This is a genomic window from Flavobacterium rivuli WB 3.3-2 = DSM 21788 (assembly GCF_000378485.1).
Taxonomy (GTDB): domain Bacteria; phylum Bacteroidota; class Bacteroidia; order Flavobacteriales; family Flavobacteriaceae; genus Flavobacterium; species Flavobacterium rivuli.
Map to the genome: position 1 here is coordinate 441426 of NZ_KB899966.1, position 12458 is coordinate 453883.

General features: G+C 38.6%; 9 protein-coding genes. 6 read left to right on the top strand and 3 right to left on the bottom strand.

All coding sequences use genetic code 11. The features are described from left to right. Positions 1 to 8: 8 nt before the first annotated feature. The 3 genes from F565_RS0102145 (at position 9) to F565_RS0102155 (ending at position 4238) form a co-directional block, all read left to right on the top strand. The gene (locus tag F565_RS0102145) at positions 9 to 1736 is read left to right on the top strand and encodes a M14 family metallopeptidase (RefSeq protein WP_026299831.1); all 1728 of its coding nucleotides are present in this window, start codon (positions 9 to 11) and stop codon (positions 1734 to 1736) included. 67 nt (positions 1737 to 1803) lie between these two features. Next, positions 1804 to 2544, top strand: a complete 741-nt coding sequence (locus tag F565_RS0102150) for a hypothetical protein (protein WP_020211543.1) — start codon at positions 1804 to 1806, stop codon at positions 2542 to 2544. Between the two features lie 74 nt (positions 2545 to 2618). Continuing rightward, the gene (locus tag F565_RS0102155; protein WP_020211544.1) at positions 2619 to 4238 is read left to right on the top strand and encodes a M1 family metallopeptidase; all 1620 of its coding nucleotides are present in this window, start codon (positions 2619 to 2621) and stop codon (positions 4236 to 4238) included. A gap of 60 nt (positions 4239 to 4298) precedes the next feature. Here the strand turns inward: F565_RS0102155 and F565_RS0102160 are convergent, their stop codons facing one another. Beyond that, positions 4299 to 5351 (bottom strand): AMP-binding protein, encoded by a 1053-nt coding sequence (locus tag F565_RS0102160; protein ID WP_020211545.1) that lies wholly within the window; start codon positions 5349 to 5351, stop codon positions 4299 to 4301. Continuing rightward, entirely contained in the window at positions 5341 to 6303 is a 963-nt protein-coding gene (locus F565_RS0102165) for a CPBP family intramembrane glutamic endopeptidase (RefSeq protein ID WP_020211546.1), read from the bottom strand. Before F565_RS0102165 ends, F565_RS0102160 begins: the two co-directional genes overlap by 11 nt. Before the next feature lie 86 nt (positions 6304 to 6389). On the opposite strand from F565_RS0102165, the gene arsC reads away from it, so the two are divergent. Then, entirely contained in the window at positions 6390 to 6731 is a 342-nt protein-coding gene (gene arsC / locus F565_RS0102170; RefSeq protein ID WP_020211547.1) for an arsenate reductase (glutaredoxin), read from the top strand. An 88-nt stretch (positions 6732 to 6819) separates the two neighbouring features. Continuing rightward, a complete protein-coding gene (locus tag F565_RS0102175; RefSeq protein WP_020211548.1) occupies positions 6820 to 9396 on the top strand; it encodes a TonB-dependent receptor in 2577 nt (858 codons plus the stop codon). Positions 9397 to 9563: 167 nt separating this feature from the next. Here the strand turns inward: F565_RS0102175 and F565_RS0102180 are convergent, their stop codons facing one another. Then, complete coding sequence (locus F565_RS0102180) at positions 9564 to 10742, bottom strand: AIR synthase related protein (RefSeq protein WP_020211549.1); 1179 nt, start codon at positions 10740 to 10742, stop codon at positions 9564 to 9566. 149 nt (positions 10743 to 10891) lie between these two features. Between F565_RS0102180 and F565_RS0102185 the strand changes: the two genes are divergently transcribed. Then, on the top strand, positions 10892 to 12142 hold the full coding sequence (locus F565_RS0102185; protein ID WP_020211550.1) for a hypothetical protein: 1251 nt from the start codon (positions 10892 to 10894) through the stop codon (positions 12140 to 12142). Positions 12143 to 12458 lie beyond the last annotated feature (316 nt).

Genomic DNA, 12458 nt, shown 5'->3' on the forward strand with positions numbered 1-12458 from the left:
ACTATTTAATGAAGAAACTATTACTGCTATTATTTTTCGCTACTACTTTATTTGCCCAGAAGAAACCTATGTATACAACCACTTACGAAAAAGGCAATGGCAATCAGACAGCAACCTATCAGGAAACTATAGATTACTTTAAGCTTCTGGATAAGGATTTTGAGAGTATCAAAATGATAGAGATGGGCCCTACAGATAGTGGCGAGCCTTTGCGTATAGTTATCTTTAACCCTGACAAAAATTTTGACTTTGCCGAGATTCGTAAAACCAAGGCGATACTCCTGCTTAACAATGGCATCCATCCCGGCGAACCCGATGGTATAGATGCTACCATGATGCTGTATCGCGACCTGGCTACAGGGAAAATTACCGCTCCAAAAAATACAGTAATCGTCAACATTCCGGTTTATAACATTGGCGGAATGCTGAACCGCAATTCGAACACACGTGCTAACCAAAACGGTCCCGAGAGTTATGGCTTTCGGGGCAATGAGCGCAACTATGACCTTAATCGCGACTTTGTAAAAAGCGACACTAAAAATTCCCGCAGCTTTGCTCAGATTTTTCATACGGTAAAGCCCGATATTTTTATAGACAACCACGTGAGCAACGGTGCCGATTATCAGTATGTGTTTACTTATATTGCCACACACCATCAAAAGTTGGGAGGCAATCTTGGTAATTACTTTAAGAAAGACATGATACCGGAAATCCTGGCTTCGCTTAAAGCTAAAAAGATTGATGCCACGCCTTATGTAAATATACATGATGAGAAACCCGATGGTGGTTTTGAGCAGTTTATGGATTCTCCCCGCTACTCTACCGGTTATGCGTCTATGTTTGATGTGCCGGGCTCAATGCCCGAAACGCACATGCTTAAAGAGTACGCATTACGTGTAAAAGTTACGTACGAATACATGCTTGAATCTTTAAATTACATAGAGAAGAACCACACTGCCATAAAAGAGATGCGTGCCGCCAACCGCGATAATTACCTGCCCGGCATGAAATACCCTTTGCAATGGGCTGTAGATTCGGCACAGGTTACGCTACTGCCATTTAAAGGGTATGAGGGCGATTATAAAACCAGCGAGATAACGGGGCAGCCACGCTTATTTTACGACCGCAGCAAGCCGTTCGAAAAGATTGTTAAGTATTACCAAACCTACCACCCAACGCTGGAGGTTACCATTCCGCAATCGTACATTATCCCGAAAGCATGGTATACTATTATTGAGCTCTTAAAAATCAATAATATACAAATGTACCCGCTTGAAAAAGATATTGATATTGAAGTGGAAAGCTACCGTATAGAAGATTACCAGACAACTACTTATGCTTACGAAGGGCATTACCCACACAGCGATACCAAAATAATTATAAAGAAAGAAAAAGTACATTTTACAAAAGGCGATTTTGTAATAGATACCCAGCAGCCCGGAGTAAAATACCTGCTTGAAACTTTAGAGCCACAGGCTGTAGACTCTTATTTTAACTGGAACTTTTTTGACAGTATATTGCAACAGAAAGAATATTTTTCGGCATACGTGTTTGAAGATACTGCAGCTAAACTGCTTAAAGATAACCCCGCCCTGAAAGCCGAATTTGAAGCTAAAAAGAAACAGGATACAGATTTTGCAAAAAGTGCCGAAACGCAACTGGATTGGGTATACATACACTCTGTTCATTACGAAAAAACGCATATGCAATACCCTGTGTACAGGAAAATGAAGTAATCAGGATATTTACAGGATTTTTCATACGTTAGTATACTAAACTGCTCACATATAAGTTATTTAAACTATGAAATTCCTCCCTTTAAAAGTCCACCCCCGCCTTTTTGCCATGCTGGCATTAAGTTTTGTAATTGCCACTATTGTAGGTACCGTTAGCCATGAGCTTGGGCACTATATAGTATATAAATGTTACGGTAACTCACCTAAACTGCATTACGATTCTGTATCTTATGGAGACATAAAAGAGAAGGACCAGCAATTTTTAGATTCCACATATAAAGTTAACCATGCAAAAATAGTTGCAAAAGAATCATCTCCTGAGAAGGAGTCTTTTCTTAAGCAGAGATATTCTATATTCAAAAATTTAGAATCTGAACGTTTAGCAATGATTTTAGGCGGCCCTGTTCAAACCTTATTAACAGGTTCCATTGGCATACTGTGGCTATGGTATAACCGCAAAAGGATACTATTAAAAAATGAGCTTGCTGTAAAAGAATGGTTCATGGTAATTGTGGCATTCTTTTGGTCGAGAGCTATTGTAAATGAACTAATCTGTATTTACGATTATCTTTTAAACGGGAGAATACCTCGGGGCGGCGACGAAGCTAAAATCAGCCTTCACTTTCGTCTTCCTGTTAACTCTATAAATATGGTAACCGCTATTATTGGTACTTTTTTATTACTTTGGGTTACATTTTACATCGTTCCTAATCAGCAACGCTTTACATTTATACTTTCCGGTATAGCAGGGAGCGCCCTCGGGGTTATGATCTGGTTTCTTTGGATAGGCCCGGTTGTACTTCCGTAAATAATTTTATGGCCAACTTTAATTATTTGTAACAATTGCTTACTTTTCAGTACCAATAGCCAAACACCATTGCAATGAAAAAAGTATTTTCAACAATAGTAATACTACTGAGCCTGTATCAGGCGAATGCCCAAAATTTTACCCGCCGCGACAGCCTTATGGGTGGTTTACGCCCTGAGCGTAACAGTTTTGATGTGCAGCGTTATGACCTCAGCATTAAAGTTGATCCTGATAAAAAATATATTTCCGGCTATAATAATATAACATTTAAGGTAATTGATAATACCAGCCGTATACAGCTCGACCTCTTTATAAACATGAAGATTGACAGTATTGTATACAACAAAACAAAACTAACATATAAACGCGATAACGATGCTGTGTTTATTACCTTCCCAAAGCAGCTTATAAAGGGCAGCGAAGAACAAGTGCGGTTTTATTATTCGGGTAATCCGTTAGTTGCAAAAAATGCCCCGTGGGATGGTGGCTTTGTATTTGCCAAAGACGACCAGCAAAAACCATGGATAGGCGTTGCTGTGCAGGGAACGGGTGCCAGCCTTTGGTATCCAGTAAAAGACCACCAAAGCGATGAGCCTGATCGCGGAGCAAGTATAAAAGTTGCAGTACCTAACGGACTGATGGATGTTTCTAACGGGCGGTTTACAGGCAGCGAAGACCTTAAAAATGGTTACACCCGTTGGGACTGGGAGGTTAAAAACCCTATAAATAATTATGATATTACTTTAAACATTGCCGATTATGCCCATATACACGATACGAACAATGGGCTTGACCTTGATTATTATGTGCTAAAAATTCATGAGGAAAAAGCAAAAAAACATTTTGAAGAGGTAAAGCTGATGCTGAATTGTTTTGAGTCGAAATTTGGGCGTTACCCATTCTTTGAAGATGGCTACAAACTTGTAGAAACTCCTTATCTGGGTATGGAACACCAGAGTGCTGTAGCGTATGGCAACCGTTTTAAAAAGGGCTATCTGGGCAATGACCTTTCCGGCACAGGTATAGGTATGAAGTTTGACTATATTATTGTGCACGAAAGCGGTCACGAATGGTTTGGCAACAGCATTACCTCTAAAGATATTGCCGATATGTGGATACATGAGGGCTTTACTACCTATAGCGAAACAGTATATGCCGAGTGCCAGTATGGCTATGATGAAGCTATGAAATACATAAATGGTGAAGGTGCGGGAAGTATGAACAAGCGACCCGTAATTGGCATTTTTGGCGTGAATAAAAAAGGTTCTAACGACATGTATTATAAGGGTGCATTGATGCTCAATACATTGCGCCATGTAGTAAATAACGATGCAAAGTGGTGGAAACTGATTCTTGACTACTCAGAACATTTTAAAAAACAGGTAATTACTACCGAAGATGTTGTGGCGTTTTTTAATAAAGAAACCGGCACGAACCTAACCTCCATTTTTAATCAGTACTTGCGTTATCCGGCTGTACCTGTTTTACAGCTTAAGCTTAATAAAGGCAAACTGGAATACCGATGGCAAACAGACGAACCTAATTTTACCATGCCTGTAGAAGTTACTATAGATGGCAAGCCTGCCCGATTACTGGCAACAAACACATGGCAATCTATTAAAACAGTTGCTAAAAACTTAGATGCTGTAGCAGTTGTAACCACCAAATTTTATATAAAAGTAGAAAAGCTTTAATTACATAAAAATAGAAATGGCCTGATATCCTCAGGCCATTTTTGCATTATAAATCTATCGCTAAATATTCCTCAGCGTTTCAGCCCGCTGTAATTTTCCCGATCCTGTTTCTGCAAATTTATTAGTAAATAAAACCTCTTTAGGCCTCTCGTACTTATCAAGGATAGAGAAAACATCAGGGTTTATATCATACGTTTCCCCTTCTACAACTAATACCAGTTTTTCGCCAAGGGCTTCATCCGGCATACCTTTTACAAATAAACGTCGATTAATATGTGCTGCCAGTTTTTCTTCAATCTGTTCAGGGTATAATTTAATACCGCCGCTGTTAATTACATTATCATAACGGCCCAGCCATATAAAATGAGTTTTGTTTATAACATCTACCACATCGTTAGTTACTACCGGCTCATTAGTAAGGCCATCTGCATGAATAATAAGGCAGCCCCTGCTATCGGTACTAAGTGTAATATTTGGCAGTGCTTCAAAAGCCGGCTCATCTATATGCTTGGCGGCAATATGGGTAATGGTTTCGGTCATACCGTACGTTTCAAACACTTCTGTCGGCAGGTTTTGCAACTCACTTGCAAGGGTGCTGCTCACTTTAGCACCTCCTAAAATAAGAGTTTTAACCTGGTTAAGCTTCTTGACAGACTGTTGAGCCTGTAAGGGTACCATCGCAGCAAAATCATACACATGGTCGTTACGGTCTAAGGGTGTTGCAGTGGGCTCTGCAATATCCATATCCCAGCCTAAAATAAAGGCCCTTACCAGCATCATTTTTCCGGCAACATACTGTGTGGGCAGGCAATGCAGGGCTCTTATGCCTTCGGTCATATTAAAATACTCGCCGGTGGCAACAGCACTGTTTACCATAGCCTGCTTACTTACCTCAATGGTCTTGGGTGTACCGGTAGTGCCGCTGGTTTGCATAAGCACATAGTCTTTGCTGTCAAACCAGTCCAGTATAAACATGCCAATGTGCTTCTCGAAGGCATCACCTTCTTTAATAAAACTGTAGGCTACGCGGCAAAGGTCTTCAGCCGTAAGGTGAAAGCCATTAAGCTTAAACCTGCTGTGCACAAAGCGTGGGTTTGGGTTATTAGTATTCATTATTAAAAGAGTTTGGGTTTACTTTTTCGGGTACCGGGAATACTATTTTTCCGGTAAGCTTATCTTTCCAGCCAGACCATTTGTATTTTTTTGCAAAAATAAACAGCAGGATGGGGTAAATAATGAGTATTGGCAGCAGGATGTCTATTCCTGCCGAGGGTTTAGTAATTTCCTTAAGTATTGCGGGTGTTTGCAACACACTCCAGTCAGACGTTATAAGTAAAGCTGCAATAAGGTTATTTGCGGCATGAAAGCCCAGTGCAAGCTCTGTGCCATCATCCATAAGGGTCATAATACCCAGGCAAAGACCGGTGCCTATGTAGTAAAGGGAAATAATGTATCCCATCTCTTCCACTTCGGGGTTTAAGAGGTGCATGCAGCCAAAAATTAATGATGTCATTGCCAAAGGAAACCACCTGTTCTTTGCTAATAAACCAAAGCCCTGCATAAGGTAACCACGAAAAACAAGTTCCTCAACCGTGGTTTGTATGGGTATCATGGGTATTGCAATAACGCAAAGTATCAAAAATTTATTCAGGTTAAACTGTACTTCGTAATCTTCGGGGGAAGCATAATACGCATATAGTGTTGTTGCCACAGAAAAAAGGGCCCAGATAAAAAAAGAAAAGAGAATGCGTTTCCAGTCTATCTTATGCCGTGATGTAATTATTTCCTTAAATTTTTGATGGTGGAGTTTTATTACTGCCAGCATAATGCCGCCCAAGGCAAATACAAACGATAGCAGCAAGAGGAACAACATAAGATTTTGGTCCATAAACCGGTAAAGCTGTGCGTTTGTAGTGGGCATGCTACTACCACGTGTTAAAGCTTTTATAGCAATAGCAATGGTTAAAGGAAGCTGGCCTGCAAACGATGCCAAAATTATGATAAGCGAACCTAAAAGATATTTACCAAAGCTGTTTTTAGGAGTAAAAGCCTGAATTATAAACATAAATATGCCGCTTAAATTTAAGTATTTGTTAGCACTAAGGTACTTTAATTTTAAATAATTATGGCTTACTTTGCAAAAAGTTTTACATGCTTACCATATACCATAACCCGCGCTGCAGTAAGTCACGCGAGGGTCTTGCACTGCTCGAATTACAGGACAAACCTTTTACTGTAATTAAATACCTTAATGAGCCACTTACCAAACCAGAACTAACTGATATCATTACAAAACTGGGAATTTCGCCTTTAGAACTCGTGCGCCAAAAAGAAAAAGTGTGGACAGACACTTACAAAGGCAAACAACTTACAGATGATGAAATTATAGTTGCCCTTGTAGCCCACCCTACCCTAATAGAAAGGCCTATTGTAATAAACGGAGACAAAGCCGTAATTGCCCGCCCTGCCGAAAGGGTAAAAGAAATACTATAACTTTATTAACATTATTTTATGATTTTATATATTAAACCTTTGTGTTATTATAAAGTCAAAGCATCTTTATCAACCTACTATATTTTTCATGAAACAATTTAAAGCCTCCTTATTACTCACTTTTTTACTGTCGGCATTTGTGTCGTTTGCACAGGCACCACCGGGAGCTCCCGCAGGCAATACCGTAAAGGTAACCGGACAGGTTATAGAGAAAGAAAGCAAACAGCCGCTGGAATTTGCTAATGTAATTATTCAGACCCTTAATAATGTTACCGTTGCAGGTGGCCTTACAGATGCTGCCGGTAAATTTAACCTTGCCGTAGCACCGGGTACTTACAATATAAAATTTGATTTTATTTCGTTTAAACCTACCGTTATTTCGGCCAGGGAAATTACAGGGAACACTAATCTTGGCGTTACAGCAATGGCACCCGATGCTACTGTTCTTAATGCTGTAGAAATTACTGCAGAGCGCAGCACTGTAGAAATTAAGCTTGATAAACGTGTATATACCGTAGGTAACGATATGATGGTAAAAGGTGGTACAGTGAGCGATGTGCTTGATAATGTACCCTCACTATCTGTAGATGCTGAGGGTAACGTAGCGCTAAGGGGTAACCAGAGCGTAACCATTTTAATTGATGGCCGCCCGTCTAACCTTGCCGGCAGCAACGTTGCCGAAGTACTTAGGCTACTACCTGCAGATTCTGTAGATAAGGTAGAGGTTATTACCAACCCATCTGCCCGTTATGATGCCGAAGGTGGTGGGGGTATTGTAAACATCATTCTTAAAAAAGGCAAGGCGAATGGCTTTAACGGGTCGGTTATTGCAAATACAGGCTACCCGTCTAACCAGGGAGTAAGCACTAACCTTAACTACCGCAGTACCAATTATAATTTATTCTCTAACTTAGGATATAACTACCGCGAAAACCCGGGTAACTCGTTTACAAACAGCGAGTACCTTAACGATGATAATTCTACTGCAAGTTTTACAAACGAGAAACGTTTAAACAAAAGACTGCGTAAAGGCTTTAATGCCAGTGTGGGTATGGAATGGTTTATAGATTCTACCACTACCTGGACAAACTCTGTAAGCTTTAGGCGCAACACAGGTAATAACCCTGCAAAAACATATTACGACAACTTTACTGCCGACAGGACTTATACCAATACGCGTTTTAGGAATAATGCCGAGGAAGATAAAGAAAACAACATGCAATACAGCAGTAGTATTGTAAAGAAATTTAATACTAAAGGTCATGAACTTAAGGTAGATGCATCTATATCGCGCAATGTTGATGATGAAGATGCCAATATTACCGATGAGATATTATTTACCACAGATACTTCGCGCAACACTTACGAACGCACTTTTAACGACCAGCTTGAAAAACGCGGACTTGTACAAGCCGATTATGTTTTACCCATTGGCGAAAAAGGCCGTTTTGAAGCCGGATACCGTGGGAGCTTTTCTTCATTAAAAACAGATTCGCGTGCTGAAACCCTGACAGGCGGCGTGTATGTAAACAATGCAAACTATACCAACTTTTTAGAATACAAAGAAAAGGTAAATGCTTTCTATACCCAGTATGGTTCTAAAATAGGTAAGTTCTCTTATTTGGGAGGACTTCGTTGGGAAGACTCAAACATAGATGTTAACCTGCTTACAACAGGCACGTTTAACAATAAAAGGTACAACAACTTTTTTCCGAGTGCATTTCTTAGCTACGAATTTTCAGAGAGCAGCAATGTTAGCCTTAGCTATAGCCGTCGTATCAACAGGCCGCGTGGCAGGTTCTTAAACCCATTCTCTGGTTTATCAAGTAACATAAATATTTTTAGGGGTAACCCGGACATCAACCCATCTAAAACACACGCGATAGATTTGGGTTACTTAAAGAAATGGAAGAACATTACACTAAGTTCTTCTGCATATCTAAATGTAACTGATGACACTTTCCAGTTTGTTAGGCAACGTTCGGGAGATTATGTAACGCAGGTAGTTGACGGTGCAGATACAGTTGACCCTGCAACAGGTACAATTATACCGGTAGGAGGCACAGACATTCGTACGCCGGTTACCCTTACCACCCCTATTAACTTAGCTAAAGAATACCGTTTTGGTTTTGAGTTTAACATCAATTACAATCCGTTTAAATGGTGGAGGATAAACAGTAACTTTAACTTTTACCGCAACCAGACTAAAGGCGATTACACCTTTACCTACCAGGATGAAGATGGCGTGACAATAAACGATTTCCAGAATTTTAATAATACCGCTTATGCCTGGACAACACGTATAAATTCTAAAATTACTTTGCCATACAAAATAGACTGGCAGCTAAACGGAAACTACGAGGGGCCGCAAAATAATGCACAGGGCCGCCGTGTGGGTGTTGCGAGTGCTAACACGGCTTTAAGCAAAGACATACTTAAAGACAAAGCTACTATAGCGCTTAACGTTCAGGATATTTTCAATTCAAGAAAAATGAAGAACGAAACATACCTGCCGGGACAAATACGTTCTTACAGCGAAATGCAGTGGAGACAAAGGCAAATAACACTATCTTTTACCTACCGCTTTAACATGAGCAAAAACGACAGGCAAAAAGAACAAAGAGGCCAGCAGGAAGGCGGCGGAGATGAATACATGGGAGGATAATTTCCATTAAAATATATAAAATTAAAGGCCGCCTGTAACAGGTGGCCTTTAATTTTTATATTGAACTCATCTTAATTTTTTCAATTGGCTACAAAATGATCTTTTCGCTCAATCAAAAAAGTCAGGTCGAGTATATTTTAAACGATTATTTATAACAACTTACACACTTAATATTCAAAAGTTCCGTACTCGCTTGTAATGGTTAGTTTTTTTGAATCTGAAGCTTCTACACGGCCTACAACCTGGGCATCAACATTAAAGGATTTTGATATGTCTATAATTTCCTGAGCAAGGCTTTCCGGAACATAAAGTTCCATACGGTGGCCGCAGTTAAATACCTGGTACATTTCTTTCCAGTCTGTATTGCTTTGTTCCTGGATAAGTTTAAACAATGGCGGAACCGGGAATAAATTATCTTTAATAATATGTACATTATCTACAAAGTGAAGCACTTTAGTTTGTGCACCACCACTGCAATGTACCATTCCATGAATTTCTTCGGGAGTATAAGTATCTAATATTTTTTTTATGATAGGTGCATAAGTACGTGTAGGCGATAGCACGAGCTTACCGGCATCTATAGGGCTGCCCTCTACAGTATCGGTCAGTTTAACATTACCGGAATATACAAGACCGGCTGGTAATGCAGCGTCATAACTTTCAGGATATTTAGCTGCAAGATAATTGCTAAACACATCATGGCGTGCAGATGTTAAACCATTACTCCCCATACCGCCATTGTAGCCTTTCTCGTAAGTTGCCTGCCCTGAAGAGGATAAACCTACAATAACATCGCCGGGTTGTATGCGGGCATTATCTATTACATTACTTCGCTTCATACGTGCTGTTACTGTACTATCTACAATAATGGTTCGTACAAGGTCGCCCACATCCGCAGTTTCGCCACCGGTTGAGTGAATGGTAACACCAAAGCCCTTAAGTTCTTCAAGAAGTTCGGCAGTGCCATTTATAATAGCCGATAGTACATCGCCCGGAATAACATTTTTGTTACGGCCTATAGTGCTGCTAAGCATAATATTATCTACAGCGCCTACACAAAGCAGGTCGTCTATATTCATTATGAGGGCATCCTGGGCTATGCCTTTCCAAACCGATATATCGCCGGTTTCTTTCCAGTACATGTATGCCAAAGACGATTTTGTACCTGCGCCATCGGCATGCATAATAAGGCAGTAGTCGTTATCGCCAGTAAGGTAATCAGGTACAATTTTACAAAAAGCTTTAGGGAACAGGCCTTTATCTATGTTTTTTATGGCGTTGTGTACATCTTCTTTAGAAGCCGAAACTCCTCTTTGGCTATAGCGTTTGCTGGTATCCTGGCTCATGTAAATTGTAGTTTGTGTTGTTGCAGGCAAAGATACTTTTTATGTAACAATTTAGCAATTAATGAATGTGCGAATGCATAAATTAATATTGTATAACTATCATAACTAATAAATATATTTGGAAAACATATATTTAAAAAATTTCACTTATGAAATACATATTAAGTTTATTACTATTATTTCTACTATGCTTAAAAGGAAACTGCCAGAGTATTAAAAAATTAGAATATGAATTGAGCTTTTATAAAAGTGGAGAAGTATATGGCGATAAAATAATGAAAGCAAAATTATTACAAAGTAAAGATCCTTTTAATAAAAAAGCTATTCGCTATATATGTGAATATTACAACGATCGCAAAATTGATTCGGTAAATATTTTTTTTGACAGGCTGATTGCAAAATTCCCTAACAAAACCGAACCTTATTTGTTAAGCTACGACTTTGCAAACTATTTTAAAATAAATAATATTTACGAAACAAAATTGGCTTATTTGCTAAAAGCAAATGATATTGAGGCTGAAAATATTGAGGCTGTTTACAAATTAGCCGAACTTTATTACAAAGACTTCATATATCCATTAAAAATGGAAATTGATTATGGTAAAGTTATTACGGGAGACAAAGAGTGGGACTCGGTCATAAATGCAGAAAATGAGCAATTCAAAAACCGAAAAAAAGAATCGTATTTTAAAAATCCTGAAATTGATGCTTACAAATATTTTGAAAGGTTGTGGGAATTAAGTCCTAAGCACAGATTGTTAATATATTTTCCGATAAAGCAATTAGAATGCATCCTGAGAAAAAGCTCAGTGCATAAAAAACCTGTCGAAGTTAATAATTATTTTCAGCCCGGACACTTTGCAAATTTAAGTGAGAATTGGGAATGTGATTTTTCAAAAGATTTGTTGTATGAAGTAGAGTCTTCTTTTGAACACGATAAGTGGTTAAGTGAACAACTTAAAGATTTAAAAGAAATAAGTTTATATAAAAAACAAGTTTTAGATGACATAGAGATTTACAGATTTACCTGGTTAAGAAGTTTTCATAATCCTATAGCATTAAGAATTGAAAAATCTAATAACGATGTTACTTTATACTATAGCATTGGTAAAGGAATGGGAGGTTATAAACCTATAGGTTTAAAAAAACGCGGCAGTAAAAAACTTACATTGACAGAGTGGGACAATTTCGTTAAATTATTAAGTAATGGTAACTACAGAGAACTGCCAAACTATGATTCTACACTTATGACCGATGGCGCAGTATGGCTGCTTGAGTATAAAACCCACGATACCTATGAAGCGAAGGCTGATAATAACCCCGGCAAAAACATTTATAATTCATGTATTTATCTCCTCAGGATTTCGGGCATTAAAATACCTGATTATGAAATCTATTAAAATACATAAATTAGTACCTGGCCAAACTCTCTATAATTTTATAAATAACCAATTTGGGCGCATATAAGTTAAAAACATTTTTGCCAACGATTTTGTAAATGGTGTACGCATAAATTTATCTAACCATTTAATATTAATTTCAATTTAACCACATGGCACACATATTGCATACAATAAACTACTGATATACTGCGTTGTATCCAACTATTAAATATTCATAACTTATAAACTAAAATAAAGTATTACATGGCATAAGCAAATTTTACCGGCAATACCCAGTTTCAGAAAGAAAGTCAGATTTAAAATGATGTAGAGA

Excerpts from the sequence above, each read along its gene's own strand:
- F565_RS0102165 (WP_020211546.1), bottom strand. The coding sequence starts at position 6,303 with ATGTTTATAATTCAGGCTTTTACTCCTAAAAACAGCTTTGGTAAATAT.
- F565_RS0102185 (WP_020211550.1), top strand. The coding sequence starts at position 10,892 with ATGAAATACATATTAAGTTTATTACTATTATTTCTACTATGCTTAAAA.
- F565_RS0102175 (WP_020211548.1), top strand. The coding sequence starts at position 6,820 with ATGAAACAATTTAAAGCCTCCTTATTACTCACTTTTTTACTGTCGGCA.
- F565_RS0102155 (WP_020211544.1), top strand. The coding sequence starts at position 2,619 with ATGAAAAAAGTATTTTCAACAATAGTAATACTACTGAGCCTGTATCAG.
- F565_RS0102145 (WP_026299831.1), top strand. The coding sequence starts at position 9 with ATGAAGAAACTATTACTGCTATTATTTTTCGCTACTACTTTATTTGCC.
- arsC (WP_020211547.1), top strand. The coding sequence starts at position 6,390 with ATGCTTACCATATACCATAACCCGCGCTGCAGTAAGTCACGCGAGGGT.
- F565_RS0102150 (WP_020211543.1), top strand. The coding sequence starts at position 1,804 with ATGAAATTCCTCCCTTTAAAAGTCCACCCCCGCCTTTTTGCCATGCTG.
- F565_RS0102160 (WP_020211545.1), bottom strand. The coding sequence starts at position 5,351 with ATGAATACTAATAACCCAAACCCACGCTTTGTGCACAGCAGGTTTAAG.
- F565_RS0102180 (WP_020211549.1), bottom strand. The coding sequence starts at position 10,742 with ATGAGCCAGGATACCAGCAAACGCTATAGCCAAAGAGGAGTTTCGGCT.